Source organism: Variovorax brevis (genome assembly GCF_030317105.1).
Taxonomy (GTDB): Bacteria; Pseudomonadota; Gammaproteobacteria; order Burkholderiales; family Burkholderiaceae_C; genus Variovorax; species Variovorax brevis.
The window spans coordinates 573,562-590,532 of the sequence record NZ_JASZYG010000002.1 but is presented as its reverse complement, the minus strand read 5'-3'; the positions used below and the strand labels follow the sequence as shown (position 1 = coordinate 590,532).

Genomic DNA, 16,971 nt, shown 5'->3' with positions numbered 1-16,971 from the left:
CTATGGCTCCTGCGGCGGTGCCGCGGCCTTGTCCAGTTGCACCGGCACGATGACCGAGAACACCGAGCCCTTGCCCAGTTCACTGGCGATCGTGACCCTGCCGCCCAACAGTTGCGCCAGGTGCTTGCTCAGGGCCAGACCCAGCCCGGTGCCGCGCAGGCGCTTTTGCACCGGCGAGTCCACTTGGGAATAATCGTCGAACACAGCCGCATGATGCTCCGGCGCGATGCCGATGCCCGTGTCTGACACGGAAAATTGCACCTGGTCGTCGCCGAAGCGCGTGGCCGCCACCCGCACTTCGCCGCGCGCCGTGAACTTCAGCGCGTTGGAGATGAAGTTGCGCAGGATCTGCGAGAGCCGGCGGTCGTCGGTGTACAGGCGCGGCAACTGCGATGGCTCCTCGAAGATCAGCGCCGTGTCGGGGTTGCTCAGCACCGGCTTGAACATGCCGCGCAAGGCCGAGAACAAGTCCACCATCTCGAACCAGGCCGGCGAGATCTCGACGCGGCCCGCTTCGATCTTGGCCAGGTCGAGCAGGTCGTCGACCATCTCCGCGAATTCAGTGGCCGATGTCTCGATGAAGCGGATCTGCTTTTGCTGCTCCTCGTTGAGCGGGCCGTCCATACCGTCGTTCAGCAGGCGCGTGATGCTCCGAATGGCGCTGATGGGCGTGCGGAACTCGTGGCTCATGTACGCCAGGAAGCGGCTCTTGAGTTCGGTGGCCTGGCGCAGCTGCTCGGCCTGCGCGTCCAGTTCGGCATAGAGCGCGACCACGCCGCGGTTGGTCTCTTCCAGTTCAATGCGCAGGTCGTCCGCCTCTTGGCGGCTGACGGCCAGTTGCGCAGCGAGCGCTTCGGCGGATGGTTCTTCGGCGTGTTTGCCGGGGGTTGCGGGCGCGGTCATGCATCGCTCCTTCGGCGCAGCACCACCACCGTGGCGTCGTCGCGCTGGCGGGTGTGGTCGCGCAGCAGCAGCGCCGCCACCAGTGCGGGGTCGCGCGTCAACAAGGGTGCGATGCCTTGCGCCTTCCAGCGCGTGTCGATGCCGTCGCTGTGCAGCACCACCAGCGCGTGCTCGGGCCATTCGAGTGTTGTCTCTTCGGGCCGGCGAATCTGCATGCCAGCCGTGCCATGCTGCGTGACCAGCGATTTGTCGAACACGCCCGACACCACGCGGCCCACCACGTTGCCGGCGCCTGAATACGACAGTGACGACGCGTCGGCGTCGAGGGCCGCCGCGCAAACGGCTGCTCCTCGGGTTGTCTGCAAAGCCACGTGCGCAGTCTGGATGGTTTCGCGCAAGGCGGCAAACGGCTGGCGCGAGAAGGCGGCCGTTGCGGCGCGCGAGGCCTTGGCCGCCTCCGGGCCGTGGCCCAAGCCGTCGGCGACGATCACGCGTGCGGCTGATCCTTCGAAGGCGGCGGCCCAGCCATCGCCGGATTCGATTTCGCCCGTGACTGGCAGACACACCGCGCCGATCGCGAAGGCACTCCCGTTCTTCTCGCGCGGAGTCCCCTCTGCAGGCGGCTTCCCGACGCGGGCGACGCACACGGTGCCCTCGGGCACCGCGGTATGCATGTCGAACTGCGTGGCCAGCCGGCGGACGGCGCCCAGGCCCGTGCCAGGCGTGCTGCCCGACGAATGGCCATCCCGCATGGCGAGCGGCAGGTCCGCGATGCCCGGTCCTTCGTCAATGGAGAGCACTTCGACGTCGTTCATGGACGGTCGCGCCGCGATGAGCAGGCGGCCCTTGCGCGCATGTCTCAGGAGATTCGTGCCCAATTCGGTCACGATCAACGCCAGCCGTCCTGCCTCGATTTCGGGCAGCGCCAGCGCCTGCGCCAAATGGGCGGCATGGCGCCGCGCTTCGCCCACCCGGCTCGGGTCGTCGATGGGGAACGCCCTGTGCGTCCAGCCGGCGATCACTTCCACTTGGTGATGCTCACGCGAGTGCCCCGCCCCGGCGCGGAGTCGATGTCGAAATCGTTGACCAGCCGCTTGCTGCCCGGCAGGCCCAGGCCCATGCCGCTGCCGCTGGTCCAGCCGTCGGACATGGCCAGGCTCAGGTCGTCAATGCCGGGCCCCTCGTCTTCGAAATGCAGTTGCAGGCCGCGCCGGCCATTGCGCTCCACGAGTTCCCATCGCATGCGGCCCCCGCCGCCATGGATGAGCGCATTGCGCGACAACTCGCTGGCGGCCGTGATCATCTTGGTCTGGTCGACCAGGCTGAACTTGAGCGATTGGCAAAGGGTACGGACCATCTGCCGGCTGGCCACGATGTTCTGCTCCGAGAGCAGGGGCATGCTGCCGGTAGGGTCAGCTTCCAACTCGGGCCTCCTCGCGGGCCCGGTCGAGCAGGGCCATGCCCCGTTCGACGTTGAGCGCCGTGCGGACGCCTTCAAGCGACAGTCCCAGTTCCACGAGGGTGATGGCCACGGCTGGCTGCATGCCCACGACCACCGTGGTGGCCGAGAGGATGCGCGCAATGCCTGAAATGGTGCTGAGCATGCGGCCCACGAAGGAGTCAACGATTTCCAGCGCCGAGATGTCGATCATCACGCCGTTGGCGCCGGTCCTGGCGATCTGTCCGGCGAGGTCGTCCTGGAGCGTGAGGGCAGTCTGGTCCTGCATGTCCACCTGGATGGTGACCAGCAGCGTCTTGCCCATGCGCAGGATGGGAATGCGGTCCATGGATCAGGCCGCCTTGGCGACGCGCCAGCCCGTGCGTAGCAGGGCCAGGGACAGCGCATCGGCCAGGGTGGCCTTGGTGCTCACGCCTTGCAGGTCGATGCCCAGGTGCACGATGGTCTGGGCGATCTGGGGACGGATGCCGCTGATGATGCAATCCGCGCCCATCAACCGGATGGCGCTCACCGTCTTGAGCAGATGCTGGGCGACGAGGGTGTCGACCGTCGGCACGCCCGTGATGTCGATGATCGCGAGTTCGGAGCCCGTCTCGACGATCTTTTGCAGCAGGGCCTCCATCACCATCTGGGTTCGGCTGCTGTCCAGCACGCCGATCATGGGAACGGCCAGAACGCCTTCCCACAGCTTGACCACCGGCGTGGAAAGCTCCAGCAGTTCTTCCTGCTGGCGACGGATGATGTTCTCGCGCGCCTCCTGGAAGGTGGTCACGGTGTGCTGGGCCAGCTTGTCGACCGTTCTGGAAACGAGCCACAGCGCCGGCGCGAGCCCCTCGCCGCCCTTCGCGCCCACGGCCCCGAACAACGGCTTCTTGAGCGCCAGCACGAAGTCACTCGTATCGCCCGCCGACTGCCCCTGCGCCGCACGCGATGCGGACAGATCCGACAGGGCGGAGCGCAGGCCAGCCCATTCGGGCGCTTCCAGCCGGTTCGAATCTGCCTTTGAAGCCAGTGCCTCGCGCAACAGCCGAAGGATCTCGACGGCTTCGATTCGCTGGCGTGCATCCTTGACTTTGGCCTCGGCCAACCAGGCGTCGATGATGGCACCTTCGTCGCCCTTGAGTGCGTTCAAAAGCAGGTCGTCCTCGGTGTGCATGTGTTCCTTGTGGGGTGGATGGGGGTCGGCAAGGCGAAACAAAGCCCGCAGTTTGCGGGCCGGCTGATCCTAGCCCCCTTCCATCGCACGGGCTGTCAGCCAGCGCCTACGCTTCATGCGCGAGATGGGCGCGCATTCGTCGTTGCAACTCGCAAGGGCCGAAGACAAGGAACGCGATGATCTGAAAGACAAAACGCTGCCCGCGATCGTTCGGCAGGCAGCGTTCAGCTGACGGGCTTACCGGGCCGCGACCAGGCTCTTCGATGCGGCCTGCTTGATGAGATCGGCAACGGCTTGCGGCCTGGACACGTAGACCGCGTGGCTGCCACCGGTTTCCACCACGGTGGCACCTGCGCGCTTAAACATCAGCCGCTGCGCAGGCGTCGGGATCATGCGGTCGTCGGTGGCCACGAGGTACCAACCCGGCTTTGACTGACATGCCCCGCGTCACGTTGCGGATCTGAGGCGCACTTCGATATAGTTGCTTCGAAGTGTCAAAACGCATTCTCTTTGTATCGCAGCGCAACTCGCTTCGCAGCGTGCTGGCGCAGGCTTGCCTGATGCACATCGGGGGGCATTTGTTCGTGGCCGAGTCCTGCGGCCAGCCTGGCCACGTCAGCCGAGCCCCGCATCCGGCTGCCATCGCCGCACTGAAGAGCGCACGGATTGCGGTGCCGGCATCGCCGCCGCGGCCGTGGACCGACATATCGCGCATGAGTTCTCCGAAGCTCGATTTTGTGGTCACGCTCGACGAACGCACCCTGGCCAGCCAGCCCGCATGGCCCGGGCAACCGATCTGCGCGCTGTGGTCATTTGAAGATGCGGCAGCGCTGGACGACGCCCAACTCGCCACCCAGGTTGCGGTTCGGACCCTTTTTGCGTTGCAGCGCCGCCTCGAGCTCCTCGTCAACCTTGCGCTTCACGAAGCGGATTCGGCTGCGATTCAATCCGACTTGCGGGACCTGGGTCATATGGCCTAGGCGCCACGGCCAGCGCTTTTGTGCATGCGCTGCGTGAGCTGCGGTTTCTTGCACGAGGCGCAGGCCTTCGGCGCCGCCGCGTCATTCATACAAGGCCTGCAAGCCAGCAGAAGGTCGCCTGTGTTCACGCCCCTGTAAGACGCGCAGTCCAGAATACGAAGGGACAGCCCGCTGGTGATGGTAGAGGTTGCTTCGGCGCCGACCCAATGAAGGTCGGATCCTCGAGCCGGCGGCTGTCACTTGCCTCTGGGGGTGCCCGGCATCAACGGCGTCATTGAAACGTCCGGGACGTCGCTGTCTTGCGAATCGACCTCATGGGGCGATGTCCGGGTTGTCAAGGTATTTGCGCAGCCTCGGCTGTGGACTTTTGACGATTGGCTTGGTGTTGGCTGGATGCTAATCTCCGTTGCAACCCGCCCGCGCCGGGCGTCCCGCAAATGCTTGCGGACAGGAGGCAAGACCATGACCGATGCGGAAGCTCTACAGTTTGTGCGCGATGTGATCTCGGGAACGAGACCGCTCGTGTCGCAGGAGCAGAAGGCTTTGAGCAGCGACCCGAACCCCGAATGGTTCTGCGCCTATGGCGGGGTGATGGTCAAGATGCACACGGGTGCCCGCCGAGAGACCATTTCCGGGGTCAAGTTCAAGGACGTCGACCCCGAACGCAGCTTCTTCAACATCGGGATGACGCAAGCGCTCAAGGGCGGCGTGGGGCCATCGCGGGCCGTCAACGAATACGGATGGGCCTTCGCGTCCTGGACCGCCCCGATGACCTGGGACGACGCGAAAGCTTTTCTGGCGAAGCTGCTGTCCAACAGCCTGGCGATGACGCCGAACCCGAAGCGCAGTTGAGGCGGCGCGGGCCGTCGTTGGCCTGAGCGGCGTCGCGGCCCCACGGCCCACGTGCTGCCACTGGGGGCGTGGGAAGGACTGAATGGGTGGGTTAGTCAAAGAACCCACCATTTGCCAAACCCAAAGAAAAACGGGTCAGGACGATTGGCCCTGACCCGTTGATCTATCTAACGATTTTGGTCGGTGTGAAAGGATTCGAACCTTCGACCCCTTGCACCCCATGCAAGTGCGCTACCAGGCTGCGCCACACACCGAAGCCTTTGATTATAGCCTGACGAATTAACGATTGAAGGTCAGCAGCTCGCGAATTTCAAAGAGTTCGCGGCGAAGCTGTTGAAGCTGCGACAGCGCCACGGGTTGAGCGGCCGCTTCGGCGAACTCTTCCTCGTGCACCGCGGCGTCAAACTCTTCCTGGTCGATCTCGATGGCTTCCACGCCCTCGAGCGGCATGTCACCGGTCTTGCGCTTGTCGCGCTCGCTTTGCGCCAGCTCTTGCAACTTGTTGCGCGCGCCGCTGATGGTGAAGCCCTGGTCATACAGCAGGTCGCGGATGCGGCGGATCATCAGCACTTCGTGGTGCTGGTAGTAACGGCGGTTGCCGCGCCGCTTCATCGGGCGAAGCTGCGTGAACTCTTGCTCCCAGTAGCGCAGCACATGCGGCTTCACGCCGCAAAGCTCGCCCACCTCACCAATCGTGAAGTAGCGTTTGACCGGGATCGGTGGGAGCGTTTTCTCCATTGAAATCAAGACCGTGCAGAGGAAACCTCAAGGTTACTCCACGCGCACAAGGCGCGCAAAGAATCTTATTCAGATCCAAGGCTCCATTCGACTTCTTCGGAGATGCTTCCCTGGATTTGTTCCTTGAGCTTGGCGCTCGCATGGAAGGTCGCGACGCGTCGCGCGCCGATGGGAATCGCCTCGCCGGTGCGCGGGTTGCGGCCCGGACGCGGCGCCTTGGTGCGGATCTGGAAGTTGCCGAAACCCGAGATTTTCACGTCCTGGCCGTCGATGAGGCTTGTGGAAATGAGCTCGAAAAAGGCCTCCACCATGTCCTTGGACTCGCGCTTGTTCAAGCCGATCTGCTCGAACAGCAAGTCGGCCAGGTGCGCCTTGGTGAGCGCCGGCGTTTCGGTGGCTTCGATCGTGATTTCCATGGCCTCTTTCGTCGTCTCTTTTTTTATCCGCGCAGGCGCGCACCGAGTTTCTGGCTCAGCGAATCGATCACGGCGCGCACCGCCGGCTCGACCTGCTCGTCGGTGAGGGTAGCGCTTGCGCCGTTGAAGGTCATGCGCACGGCCATGCTCTTTTCGCCCTGCGCCACGGCGGCGCTCGACGCGCCGGCTTGCGGACGGTAGATGTCGAACAGCGTGGCCTGTTGCAACAGGCCATTGGTCGATGCGGCATGGATGGCCTGCATCAGCGCAGCGTGCGTCACCGATTCGGCGACCACCACGGCAATGTCGCGCTCCACGGCCTGGTGCTTGGGCACGGGCTGCGCGACGGGCACAGGACGCGCTTCGACCGCATCGAGGTCGAGTTCGAACAGCATGGGCGCGTGTGGCAACTCCCACTTCTGGCGCCAGCGTGGGTGCAACTCGCCCACCACGCCGATGTCGCGCCCGTCCAGCAACACGCGTGCAGCGCGGCCGGGGTGCAGGGCGGGATGCTCAACCGCTTCGAAGGTGGGCACCAGTGGCGCCAGCAACGCTTCCACATCACCCTTGGCGTCGAAGAAGTCGGTGCGGAGCGGCTTGCCATCCCAGCGCGATTCCTCGGCGTCGCCCCAAGAAAGGCCGGCGAGACGCATCGGTTGGCGAATGCCCTTGACGGTGCTGTCCGTCGTCTCGACGCTCGCATCGCGCATGAACACGCGGCCCGCTTCGAACACGCGCACGCGCGCGGCCTTGCGGTCGAGGTTGAACTTCAGCACTTGCAGCAGCGAGCCGAGCAGCGACGAGCGCATCACGCTCATCTGGCTGGCGATGGGGTTGAGCAGCTTGACCGGGTCGGCATTGCCCGCCAGTTCAGCCTCCCAATGCGCTTCGACAAAGCTGAAGTTGATCGTTTCCTGATAGCCCAGTGCCGCCGCGCGATGGCGAATGGCAAAGCGGCTTCGTTGCGCTTCCGGACGGATGCGCGCGGTGATGGGCGCCAGCGGCGCCGTTGTTGGCAGGTTGTTGTACCCGATGAGACGCGCGACTTCTTCGATCAGGTCTTCTTCGATCGTGATGTCGAAGCGATGCGGCGGCGGCGTGACGACCAGCGTGCCCTCGCCTTCCCGGATCGCGAGGCCAAGGCGGCGCAATGCATCGACGCACTGCGACTGGGTCAGCGGCATGCCGATCACTCGGGCGGCGCGCGCCACGCGCAGCGTCACCGGCTTGGCTTCGGGCAACTTCAGCGTCTGGTCGTCGATGGGGCCGGGCTGGCCGCCGCAGATCTCGAGAATCAGTTGCGTGATGCGCTCGATGATCTCGACGGTGCGGCTCGGATCGACGCCGCGCTCGAAACGGTGGCCCGCATCGGTGTTGAAATTGAAGCGGCGCGAACGGCCCTGGATCGATTCCGGCCACCAGAAGGCGGCCTCGACGTAGATGTTGCGCGTCGAATCGGACACGGCGGTGGCGTCGCCGCCCATGATGCCGGCGAGGGACTCGACTTCGCGCTCATCGGCGATCACGCCGACTTTTTCATCGACCGTGACCGTGTTGCCGTTCAGCAGCTTGAGCTGCTCGCCCGGCTTCCCCCAGCGCACCGTGAGGCCGCCATGGATCTTGTCCGCGTCGAAGATGTGCGAAGGCTGGCCGTATTCAAACATCACGTAGTTCGACACGTCCACCAGTGGCGACACGCTGCGCTGGCCGCAACGCGCGAGGCGATCGACCATCCATGCGGGCGTTTGCACCTGCGTGTTCACGCCCTGGATCACGCGGCCGGAGAAGCGGCCGCACAGATCCGGCGCTTCGACCTTCACTGCCAGCTTGGCCGCGTGCGTCACCTCCGCGTTGCGGACCCTGGGCAGGTTCAACGGCGCGCCGGTGATCGCCGACAGCTCGCGCGCAATGCCATAGACGCTCAGGCCATGCGCCAGGTTCGGCGTGAGCTTGAGGGTAAGCAGCATGTCGTCGAGCTTGAGCACGTCGCGGATGTCGGCGCCAACGGGCGTGTCGCCCGCGAGTTCCAGCAGGCCGCCATGGTCTTCACTCAGCTTGAGTTCGCGCGCCGAGCACAGCATGCCCTGGCTCTCGACGCCGCGCAGCTTGCCGAGCTTGATCTCGAAAGGCTTGCCGTCTTCACCGGGCGGCAGTTCGGCGCCCACCAGCGCGCAAGGCACCTTGATGCCCACGCGTGCGTTCGGCGCACCGCAGACGATGTTCAGCAGCGCGCCCTGACCCACGTCGACCTGGCACACGCGCAGGCGATCGGCATTGGGATGCTGGGCGGCTTCCTTGATTTCACCAACAACGATCCTGGTGAACGGCGGCGCGGCAAGACGGCGCTCTTCGACCTCGAAGCCGCCCATGGTGAGCGTTTCGGCCAGTTGTTCACTCGTGAGCGGCGGGTTGCAGAACTCGCGCAACCAGGACTCGGGGAATTGCATTTCAAAAATCCAGAACGTTGGGATGCGGCTGACTTCTTCCCTCTCCCTGCGGGAGAGGATTGGAATGAGGCCAGCGGGCGATTGGGTAAGTCTGCGCTTGTTTGAAGGCAGTTGCCCTCACCCCTGCCCTGTCCCGGAGGGAGAGGGAGTGAAGATCGGGGCAAGGGGCAAGCTTCATCGCTTTATTGAAACTGGCTGAGGAACCGCAGGTCGCCGTCGAAGAAAAGACGGAGGTCGTTCACGCCATAGCGCAGCATCGTCAGGCGGTCCGGGCCCATGCCGAAGGCAAAGCCGATGTAGCGCTCGGGGTCCAGCCCCATGTTGCGCACGACTTGCGGGTGCACCTGCCCCGAACCCGCGACTTCGAGCCAGCGCCCGGCCAACGGGCCGCTCTGGAACTGGATGTCGATCTCGGCGCTCGGCTCCGTGAACGGGAAGAAGCTGGGCCGGAAGCGCAGCACCAGGTCGTCCGTCTCGAAGAAGGTGCGGCAGAAGTCGGTGAAGACGACCTTCAGGTCCTTGAAGCTCACGTTCGCGCCGAGCCACAGGCCTTCGCACTGGTGGAACATGGGCGAGTGCGTGGCGTCGCTGTCCACGCGGTAGGTGCGGCCAGGCGCGATCACGCGGATCTCGGGCGCCTGCGCCGTGCCCGTTGGGTCGCCCGCCGCTGCTTCGAACTGCGCGGCGTGCTTCTTGATCTGCTGGTGCGCATAGCGAACCTGCATCGGGCTCGTGTGCGGGCGCAGGTTGTACGGAATGCCGTCTTCACCGTCGATGTCGACGTAGAAGGTGTCCTGCATCGAGCGTGCAGGATGGTTCGGCGGGTTGTTGAGCGAGGTGAAGCTGTGCCAGTCGCTCTCGATTTCGGGGCCGTCGGCCACGTCGAAACCCATGCTGGAGAAGATGGCCTCGATGCGCTCCATGGTGCGGCTCACCGGGTGCAGGCCGCCCGCCACGCGGCGGCGTCCAGGCAGGGTGACGTCCAGCGCTTCAGCGCGCAGTTGGACGTTGAGTTCTTCGTCGGCCAGCTGCTGGCGGCGCTCGGTCAGTGCGGCCTCGATGGCCTGCTTGGCCACGTTGATGGCTGCACCGCGCGACTTCTTCTCATCGACCGACAACTGGGCCATGCCCTTCATCATTTCGGTGATGCGGCCGGATTTGCCGAGAAACAGCGCCTTGGCGTTCTCGAGGTCCGCGGGAGCCTTCGCGTTGGCGAATGCTTCGCGTGCGTTGTCGACCAGGGTGTCCAACTCGTTCATGGAATTCTTCAGGAGCGGGATATGAGGAAAAACAAAAAAGGGCTGGAGCTTTTTCAAGCGCCAGCCCTGTTACCGTGGGCGCAGGCCGTTGCCACGAATGGCAGCGGCCCGACGTGCAGGGATCAAGCAGCCAGCTTGGCCTTGACCTGCTCCACGATGCCGGCAAAAGCGGCCTTGTCGTGCACGGCGATATCGGCCAGGACCTTGCGGTCGATCTCGATACCAGCCTTGCGGATGCCATTGGCGAACTGGCTGTAGGTCAGGCCCAGTTCACGCGAGGCGGCGTTGATACGCGCGATCCACAATTGACGGAACACACGCTTCTTGGTGCGGCGATCACGGTAGGCGTATTGGCCTGCCTTCATCACCGCCTGCTTGGCGATGCGGAAGACATTGCCGCGACGACCGCGGAAACCCTTGGCGAGTGCGAGAACCTTCTTGTGGCGGGCGCGAGCCGTTACACCACGTTTGACGCGAGGCATGTGAGTACTCCTTGTTCGTCTTGATTAAATGCCCATGCCGGGCAACATGGCGGCCATCGAAACCATGTTGGTTTCATGCACCGTCACGGAGCCACGCAGGTGGCGCTTGTTCTTGGTGGTCTTCTTGGTCAGGATGTGACGCTTGAAGGCTTGACCGCGCTTGACGGTGCCACCGGGACGAACGCGGAAACGTTTTTTCGCGCTGCTCTTGGTCTTCATTTTGGGCATTGAATGCTCCTTTAATTTGTGCTCGTGAGGCGCCGAGGATTTCTTCCTTGGACTTGTTGGCCCCGAGACACTTCTTCATCCCGCCCCCGCCTTTGCAGGCCGGGGCGAAATCCCTTCGAATCGCTTGCTGGCGAACTCAGGCCGTTGCCGGCTGCTCGGCGGCTGCCGGCTTGGCAGCCCCGGGCTTCTTGCGGCCCGGCGCGATCATCATGATCATCTGCCGACCCTCAAGCTTCGGGAATTGCTCTACCATGATGGTGTCGCCGAGCTCATCGCGAATGCGCTGCAAGAGCGCCAGACCGAGTTCCTGGTGCGTGATTTCGCGGCCGCGGAAACGGAGCGTGATCTTGCACTTGTCGCCGTCATCAAGAAAACGCCGGATGTTGCGCATCTTGATGTTGTAGTCGCCATCGTCGGTACCGGGCCGGAACTTGATTTCCTTGACCTCGATGACCTTCTGCTTGGACTTCGCTTCGGCCGCCTTTTTCTGCTCGTGGTACTTGAACTTTCCGTACTCGATCAGCCGGCAGACAGGCGGTGTAGCTGCCGCAACAACTTCCACCAGGTCCACGTCGGCCTCGCCGGCGAGGCGCAGAGCCTCAGCCAAGCTCACAACGCCCAATTGCTCGTTGTCAGGCCCGATCAATCGGACTTCCGGGGCCATGATTTCCCGGTTCAGGCGGTGTTGCCGTTCCTCGCGGTGGCGGCGGTCGCGAAATGCAGTAGCGATGGTCTCAATCCTTTAATAACTTTGCTACAAAATTTGTAGCGAACGCCGTAGAGCCCGCGCCCACAAGCCAATAGATTGATTCACCAGCGCTATGGCGCATAACGGGAATCAACGCTTGTGTTCAATGTCCCCGGCGATCTTTTGGGAGAAAGCTTCAAGGGACATCGCACCGAGGTCAAGATTGCCCCGGGCGCGCACTGCGACGGCACCTGCTTCCTTTTCCTTGTCTCCGACGACGAGGATGTAAGGGAGCTTTTGCAACGAATGCTTCCGTATTTTATACGTAATCTTCTCGTTGTGCAGGTCAAGCTGGACTCTAAGCCCTTGATTCTGCAACGCTTTTGTTACCTGGGCGGCATATTCGGCCTGTCCCTCGCTGATATTGAGCACCGCGACCTGAATTGGGGCGAGCCAGGCGGGCATGGCGCCGGCATGGTGCTCGATCAGCATCCCGATGAAGCGCTCCAGGCTGCCGACGATGGCGCGGTGAAGCATCACGGGGTAGGCGCGGCCGCTCGTTTCCGTGACGTATTCGCCGTCCAGCCGCTCGGCCATGTTGAAGTCGACCTGCATCGTGCCGCACTGCCACTGGCGGCCGATCGCGTCTTTCAGCGTGTATTCGATCTTGGGACCGTAGAAGGCGCCGTCGCCGGGGGCAATGACGAAATCGACGCCGGAGCGGCGCAGCGCCTCCATGACGGCGAATTCCGCCTTGTCCCAGAGATCGTCGGAGCCGACACGATTGTCCGGGCGCGTCGCGACCTTGTAGAGAATGTCCGTGAAGCCGAAGTCGGCGTAGACCTTCTGCAACTGCGCCGTGTAGTTGACGCACTCTTCCAGGATCTGGTCTTCCGTGCAGAAGATGTGGCCATCGTCCTGCGTGAAGCCGCGCACGCGCATGATGCCGTGCAGGCCGCCGCTCGGCTCGTTGCGATGGCACTGGCCGAACTCGCCGTAGCGGATCGGCAGGTCGCGGTAGCTGCGCAGGTCGCTCTTGAAAATCATGATGTGGCCGGGGCAGTTCATCGGCTTGAGCGCGTATTCGCGCTTTTCCGACTCCGTCACGAACATGTTCTCGCGGTAGTTCTGCCAGTGGCCCGTTTTCTCCCACAGGCTCTTGTCGAGGATCTGGGGGCCCTTCACTTCCTGGTAGCCCGTGTCGCGGTAGACCTTGCGCATGTACTGCTCGACCTGCTGCCACAGCGCCCAGCCCTTGGGGTGCCAGAACACCACGCCGGGCGCGACTTCGTCGATGTGGAACAGGTCCAGTTCGCGGCCGAGCTTGCGGTGGTCGCGCTTTTCAGCCTCTTCGATGCGCTGGATGTACTGGTCGAGCTGCTTCTTGTCAGCCCAGGCCGTGCCGTAGATGCGCTGCAACTGCTCGTTCTTCGCGTCGCCGCGCCAGTACGCGCCGGCCAGCTTCGTCAGCTTGAAAACCTTCAGGAAGCGCGTGTTCGGCACGTGCGGGCCGCGGCACATGTCGACGTATTCCTGGTGGTAGTAAAGGCCCATGGCCTTTTCGTCGGGCATGTCTTCGACCAGGCGCAGCTTGTAGTCCTCGCCGCGGGACTTGAAGACCTCGATGACTTCGGCGCGCGGCGTCATCTTCTTGACGACGTCGTAGTCCTGCGCAATCAGCTCGCGCATGCGCGCCTCGATGGCCGCCATGTCCTCGGGATGGAAAGGGCGCTCGTACGAGATGTCGTAATAGAAGCCTTCGTCGATCACCGGGCCGATGACCATCTTGGCCGTCGGAAAGAGCTGCTTGACGGCGTGGCCGACCAGGTGAGCCGTCGAGTGGCGGATGATTTCCAGGCCCTCGTCGTCCTTGGGCGTGATGATCTGCAGCTTGGCGCTGTGCTCGATGATGTCGCTGGCATCGACCAGCTTGCCGTCGACCTTGCCGGCCAACGTCATCTTGGCCAGGCCGGGGCCGATGGACTGGGCCACTTGGGCCACGGAAACCGGGCCGGGAAACTCGCGCTGCGAGTTGTCGGGAAGCGTGATCTGGATCATGGAAAACCTCTGGAGATAAAAAGCAAAAAGCGCGGTGGGAGCCGCGCTTTCTCGGGTTCTGAGTGCTGGCGAAAACCAGCGTGCGCGGGCTACCGGCCGCTTTCCTGAAAGAAAGAGCCGTTGAAAACGGTTGCCGTAGTTCGCGGTGTCATAACCAGATTGCCTTTCTCGCCCTTGTTGAGAGTAGAGGCCTGCATTCTAGCCGCGCGCCTCGAAAGCCGGCCGAAACGGTGGTAACCGGTCTTGGCACGACGGCAGGGGCAAAAAAAAGCCCGGCACGCGGCCGGGCTTGAATGTGACAGCTGGAATGCGATCAGTGGAACTGTTCTTCCTCGGTCGAGCCGGTCAGCGCCTTGACGCTGGACGAACCGCCCTGGATCACGGTGGTCACGTCGTCGAAGTAGCCAGCGCCGACTTCCTGCTGGTGCGACACGAAGGTGTAGCCCTTGTCGCGTGCAGCGAATTCCGGCTCTTGCACCATGTTGACGTAGTGCTTCATGCCTTCGCCGTTGGCGTATGCGTGGGCGAACTGGAAGGTGTTGAACCAGTTGATGTGGATGCCGGCCAGCGTGATGAACTGGTACTTGTAGCCCAGTTCCGACAGGTCTTCCTGGAACGAGGCGATCTGGCTGTCGTTGAGGTTCTTCTTCCAGTTGAACGATGGCGAGCAGTTGTACGACAGCAGCTTGCCCGGGCAGGCGGCGTGCACGGCTTGCGCGAACTCACGGGCGAAGCCGATGTCCGGCACGCCGGTTTCGCACCAGACCAGGTCCGAATACGGTGCGTAGGCAACGCCGCGGCTGATGGCTTGTTCCAGGCCGTTCTTGACGCGGTAGAAGCCTTCTTGCGTGCGCTCGCCCGTCAGGAAGGGCTTGTCGTTGGCGTCGTGGTCTGACGTGATCAGGTTGGCGGCTTCCGCGTCGGTGCGGGCCAGAACGATGGTGGGCACGCCCATGACGTCGGCAGCGAAACGGGCCGAGATCAGCTTTTCGCAAGCTTCATGCGTCGGCACGAGCACCTTGCCACCCATGTGGCCGCACTTCTTGACGGCAGCCAACTGGTCTTCGAAGTGCACGCCCGCAGCGCCAGCGGCGATCATGTTCTTCATGAGTTCGAAGGCGTTGAGCACGCCGCCGAAACCGGCTTCTGCGTCAGCAACGATGGGCAGGAAGTAGTCGATGAATTCCTTGTCGCCCGGGTTGATGTTGCGGCCCCACTGAATTTCGTCAGCGCGCTTGAAGGTGTTGTTGATACGGCGAACCATGGTGGGCACCGAGTCGTACGCGTAGAGCGACTGGTCGGGGTACATGGTTTCGGAGGTGTTGCCGTCAGCGGCGACTTGCCAGCCCGACAGGTACACGGCTTCGAGGCCGGCCTTGGCTTGCTGCATGGCCTGGCCAGCACTGATGGCGCCGAACGAGTTGACGTAGCCCTTCTTGGCGCCGCCGTTGACCTTTTCCCAGAGCTTTTCAGCGCCGCGCTTGGCAAGCGTGTACTCGATGGGCAGCGAGCCGCGCAGGCGCACGACGTCGGCGGCGCTGTAGCCGCGCTTGACGCCCTTCCAGCGGGGGTTGGTCGCCCAGTCTTTTTCGAGGGCGGCGATCTGCTGTTCGCGGCTCAGTTGTTCCGTGATGGTTTGGGGCATGTTCACTCCGAGTGTTGATTGATCGTTCGGCCGCGTGGCCTTGGACGTAAATGTACCCGCGACTTCAACTCTTATGTCTTATAGAAGACATATTTTTCGCTGAGCAAAATCAACGACTTACGAGCGCTTTTCTCAATGCGAAATTATTTTTCTTGTATTGAGAAATTTATTGCGCTGCAACAGAGTGTGTTTTCGCAATATGGAATGTCGTTTGCAGACATGAAACGAGCGGGAGTTCAGCCGCGTTGGAACCAGTCACCGCTCTTGATCACGCGCTTTCCGGCGCAGCGGTCGAGCTGGATCTCGTAAACGAGGCAGTTCAGGGACTCATGGCCCACGTCGATGCGAAGCTCGCGCTTGCGGTACTCGCCTTCGTCATTGGGCAAGACTTCTTCGAGCCGATCCAGTTGCACTTCAAGGGCGGGCACGATGCGGTAGATCTCGCCGCGCACGCGCCCTGCCCCATCCAGCCTCGCACCCGGATAGGCGCCCAAGTCATACAGCGTGCCTGCAATCTCGCCCTCCCCGATCCGTTCAGGAGCGGGGCTGAAGCGGGCGATGTCGTTGCTGCCGCCCGCGCGCAAGGTGCCGTAGACGAACACGTAGCGTGGTGCAGGCGCATGGGATGCGGGGTCGCAAGGGGCTTGGAGCATCATCGGCCGAGTTTCGCTCACATGCCCGCATCGCATTGAACCCCTCTCACCACCACCCCCCACGCATCGTTGCCTACGCCTGCCTTGCACTCAGCATGTCGCTGGTCGGCAGCTATGTGGCCCTGTCCAAGCCGCTGGTGGCGGCGATGCCTGTGCTGCTGCTCGCGTGGCTGCGCTTCGGCATCGCGGCGCTGGCCATGCCCCACTGGCTGCGCAAGCCGCCTGATGAGCCGGCCATGACGCGCCGCACGCGCGGGCTCGTATTCCTTGAGTCCTTCCTCGGCAACTTCATGTTCTCGATCTGCATGCTGTTCGGCGTGAGCATGACGAGTGCCGTGTCGGCCGGGGTCATCATGGCGGCGATTCCGGCGGTGGTCGCGCTCATCAGCTGGATCTTCCTGCGCGAGCGCATCACGGTGCGGGTGATGCTGGCCATTGCCTGCGCGGCGCTGGGCATCGGACTGCTCGCCCTTGCACCGGCGCACACGGCGGAGTCTTCAGGCGGCGGCTCGCACGCGCCGATACCGTGGCTGGGCAATACGCTGGTGTTCTGCGCGGTGCTATGCGAGGCCTCCTATGCAGTGATCGGCAAGTCGCTCACGGGGCGCCTGGGGCCCAAGCGCATCTCTTCGCTCATCAACCTGTGGGGCTTCGTGCTGTCGACGCCCTTTGGCATCTGGTACGCGCTGCACTTCGACTTCGGCTCGGTGCGAACGGGCCTGTGGCTCTTCCTCATCGTCTATGCATTGGCCGCAAGCATCTGGACCGTGTGGCTCTGGATGACGGGCCTGCGCAGCGTGCCGGCATCGCAAGCTGGGGTTTTCACGGTGATGCTTCCGGTCAGCGCGGCCCTCGTGGGCGTGCTCTTCCTGGGCGAAAAACTGGCCATGGCGCAGTTGCTCGCGTTCGCTGCAGCGCTGCTTGGCGTGGTGCTGGCGACATGGCCATCGCGCCGCGTCTCAAAAAGCACTGTTGCTTCCCTCTAGAAAAACAACAACTCCCAATGA

The 16,971-nt window shown here is 63.4% G+C and carries 18 protein-coding genes, 1 tRNA gene and 1 pseudogene; 3 read left to right on the top strand and 17 right to left on the bottom strand.

Features of this window, described 5'->3' with window-relative positions; genetic code table 11:
- From QTI66_RS07450 to QTI66_RS07425, 6 genes and pseudogenes are all read right to left on the bottom strand, one after another.
- Positions 1-903 (bottom strand): sensor histidine kinase, encoded by a 903-nt coding sequence (locus tag QTI66_RS07450; RefSeq protein ID WP_286558562.1) that lies wholly within the window; start codon positions 901-903, stop codon positions 1-3.
- Positions 900-1,931: an ATP-binding protein gene (locus QTI66_RS07445; protein WP_286558560.1), complete on the bottom strand. Its 1,032-nt coding sequence runs from the start codon at positions 1,929-1,931 to the stop codon at positions 900-902. The genes QTI66_RS07450 and QTI66_RS07445 overlap by 4 nt, the downstream gene beginning before the upstream one ends.
- Positions 1,922-2,302, bottom strand: a complete 381-nt coding sequence (locus QTI66_RS07440) for an anti-sigma regulatory factor (protein ID WP_444814973.1) — start codon at positions 2,300-2,302, stop codon at positions 1,922-1,924. The genes QTI66_RS07445 and QTI66_RS07440 overlap by 10 nt, the downstream gene beginning before the upstream one ends.
- Positions 2,303-2,315: 13 nt before the next feature.
- A complete protein-coding gene (locus QTI66_RS07435) occupies positions 2,316-2,690 on the bottom strand; it encodes an STAS domain-containing protein (protein ID WP_286558557.1) in 375 nt (124 codons plus the stop codon).
- Positions 2,691-2,693: 3 nt separating this feature from the next.
- Positions 2,694-3,518: an STAS domain-containing protein gene (locus QTI66_RS07430; RefSeq protein WP_286558556.1), complete on the bottom strand. Its 825-nt coding sequence runs from the start codon at positions 3,516-3,518 to the stop codon at positions 2,694-2,696.
- Positions 3,519-3,755: 237 nt separating this feature from the next.
- Positions 3,756-3,935 (bottom strand): annotated as a pseudogene (locus QTI66_RS07425) (hypothetical protein); the annotation flags it as partial.
- Between the two features lie 74 nt (positions 3,936-4,009).
- Here QTI66_RS07425 and QTI66_RS07420 point away from each other — a divergent pair.
- Positions 4,010-4,498 carry an arsenate-mycothiol transferase ArsC gene (locus QTI66_RS07420; RefSeq protein ID WP_286558553.1) on the top strand — a complete coding sequence of 163 codons (489 nt, stop codon included), beginning with the start codon at positions 4,010-4,012 and terminating at the stop codon, positions 4,496-4,498.
- 252 nt (positions 4,499-4,750) lie between these two features.
- Entirely contained in the window at positions 4,751-5,350 is a 600-nt protein-coding gene (locus tag QTI66_RS07415) for a hypothetical protein (RefSeq protein WP_286558552.1), read from the top strand.
- A 177-nt stretch (positions 5,351-5,527) separates the two neighbouring features.
- On the opposite strand, the gene QTI66_RS07410 is transcribed toward QTI66_RS07415, so the two are convergent.
- From QTI66_RS07410 to QTI66_RS07360, 11 genes are all read right to left on the bottom strand, one after another.
- Positions 5,528-5,604, bottom strand: a tRNA-Pro gene (locus tag QTI66_RS07410).
- 25 nt (positions 5,605-5,629) lie between these two features.
- Positions 5,630-6,088, bottom strand: a complete 459-nt coding sequence (locus QTI66_RS07405) for a MerR family transcriptional regulator (RefSeq protein ID WP_286558551.1) — start codon at positions 6,086-6,088, stop codon at positions 5,630-5,632.
- A 65-nt stretch (positions 6,089-6,153) separates the two neighbouring features.
- Positions 6,154-6,504 carry an integration host factor subunit alpha gene (locus tag QTI66_RS07400; protein WP_286558549.1) on the bottom strand — a complete coding sequence of 117 codons (351 nt, stop codon included), beginning with the start codon at positions 6,502-6,504 and terminating at the stop codon, positions 6,154-6,156.
- A gap of 23 nt (positions 6,505-6,527) precedes the next feature.
- A complete protein-coding gene (pheT, locus tag QTI66_RS07395; RefSeq protein ID WP_286558547.1) occupies positions 6,528-8,951 on the bottom strand; it encodes a phenylalanine--tRNA ligase subunit beta in 2,424 nt (807 codons plus the stop codon).
- 182 nt (positions 8,952-9,133) lie between these two features.
- A complete protein-coding gene (pheS, locus tag QTI66_RS07390) occupies positions 9,134-10,210 on the bottom strand; it encodes a phenylalanine--tRNA ligase subunit alpha (RefSeq protein WP_286558546.1) in 1,077 nt (358 codons plus the stop codon).
- A gap of 122 nt (positions 10,211-10,332) precedes the next feature.
- A complete protein-coding gene (gene rplT / locus QTI66_RS07385; RefSeq protein WP_028253492.1) occupies positions 10,333-10,692 on the bottom strand; it encodes a 50S ribosomal protein L20 in 360 nt (119 codons plus the stop codon).
- A 24-nt stretch (positions 10,693-10,716) separates the two neighbouring features.
- Complete coding sequence (gene rpmI / locus QTI66_RS07380; RefSeq protein WP_286558543.1) at positions 10,717-10,920, bottom strand: 50S ribosomal protein L35; 204 nt, start codon at positions 10,918-10,920, stop codon at positions 10,717-10,719.
- Between the two features lie 136 nt (positions 10,921-11,056).
- Complete coding sequence (gene infC / locus QTI66_RS07375) at positions 11,057-11,659, bottom strand: translation initiation factor IF-3 (RefSeq protein WP_286559048.1); 603 nt, start codon at positions 11,657-11,659, stop codon at positions 11,057-11,059.
- Positions 11,660-11,758: 99 nt separating this feature from the next.
- Positions 11,759-13,666 carry a threonine--tRNA ligase gene (gene thrS / locus QTI66_RS07370; protein ID WP_286558540.1) on the bottom strand — a complete coding sequence of 636 codons (1,908 nt, stop codon included), beginning with the start codon at positions 13,664-13,666 and terminating at the stop codon, positions 11,759-11,761.
- 313 nt (positions 13,667-13,979) lie between these two features.
- Positions 13,980-15,311 (bottom strand): isocitrate lyase, encoded by a 1,332-nt coding sequence (gene aceA / locus QTI66_RS07365; protein ID WP_286558538.1) that lies wholly within the window; start codon positions 15,309-15,311, stop codon positions 13,980-13,982.
- A gap of 236 nt (positions 15,312-15,547) precedes the next feature.
- The gene (locus tag QTI66_RS07360) at positions 15,548-15,967 is read right to left on the bottom strand and encodes a gamma-glutamylcyclotransferase family protein (RefSeq protein WP_286558535.1); all 420 of its coding nucleotides are present in this window, start codon (positions 15,965-15,967) and stop codon (positions 15,548-15,550) included.
- Between the two features lie 92 nt (positions 15,968-16,059).
- On the opposite strand from QTI66_RS07360, the gene QTI66_RS07355 reads away from it, so the two are divergent.
- Positions 16,060-16,950, top strand: a complete 891-nt coding sequence (locus QTI66_RS07355) for a DMT family transporter (RefSeq protein WP_444814972.1) — start codon at positions 16,060-16,062, stop codon at positions 16,948-16,950.
- The last annotated feature ends 21 nt before the right edge of the window (positions 16,951-16,971 follow it).

What these genes read in the sequence shown, in the direction of transcription:
- QTI66_RS07450 (WP_286558562.1), bottom strand. Translation starts at nt 903, where the DNA reads ATGACCGCGCCCGCAACCCCCGGCAAACACGCCGAAGAACCATCCGCC.
- QTI66_RS07440 (WP_444814973.1), bottom strand. Translation starts at nt 2,302, where the DNA reads ATGCCCCTGCTCTCGGAGCAGAACATCGTGGCCAGCCGGCAGATGGTC.
- QTI66_RS07435 (WP_286558557.1), bottom strand. Translation starts at nt 2,690, where the DNA reads ATGGACCGCATTCCCATCCTGCGCATGGGCAAGACGCTGCTGGTCACC.
- QTI66_RS07430 (WP_286558556.1), bottom strand. Translation starts at nt 3,518, where the DNA reads ATGCACACCGAGGACGACCTGCTTTTGAACGCACTCAAGGGCGACGAA.
- QTI66_RS07405 (WP_286558551.1), bottom strand. Translation starts at nt 6,088, where the DNA reads ATGGAGAAAACGCTCCCACCGATCCCGGTCAAACGCTACTTCACGATT.
- QTI66_RS07400 (WP_286558549.1), bottom strand. Translation starts at nt 6,504, where the DNA reads ATGGAAATCACGATCGAAGCCACCGAAACGCCGGCGCTCACCAAGGCG.
- pheT (WP_286558547.1), bottom strand. Translation starts at nt 8,951, where the DNA reads ATGCAATTCCCCGAGTCCTGGTTGCGCGAGTTCTGCAACCCGCCGCTC.
- pheS (WP_286558546.1), bottom strand. Translation starts at nt 10,210, where the DNA reads ATGAACGAGTTGGACACCCTGGTCGACAACGCACGCGAAGCATTCGCC.
- rplT (WP_028253492.1), bottom strand. Translation starts at nt 10,692, where the DNA reads ATGCCTCGCGTCAAACGTGGTGTAACGGCTCGCGCCCGCCACAAGAAG.
- rpmI (WP_286558543.1), bottom strand. Translation starts at nt 10,920, where the DNA reads ATGCCCAAAATGAAGACCAAGAGCAGCGCGAAAAAACGTTTCCGCGTT.
- thrS (WP_286558540.1), bottom strand. Translation starts at nt 13,666, where the DNA reads ATGATCCAGATCACGCTTCCCGACAACTCGCAGCGCGAGTTTCCCGGC.
- aceA (WP_286558538.1), bottom strand. Translation starts at nt 15,311, where the DNA reads ATGCCCCAAACCATCACGGAACAACTGAGCCGCGAACAGCAGATCGCC.
- QTI66_RS07360 (WP_286558535.1), bottom strand. Translation starts at nt 15,967, where the DNA reads ATGATGCTCCAAGCCCCTTGCGACCCCGCATCCCATGCGCCTGCACCA.
- QTI66_RS07355 (WP_444814972.1), top strand. Translation starts at nt 16,060, where the DNA reads ATGTCGCTGGTCGGCAGCTATGTGGCCCTGTCCAAGCCGCTGGTGGCG.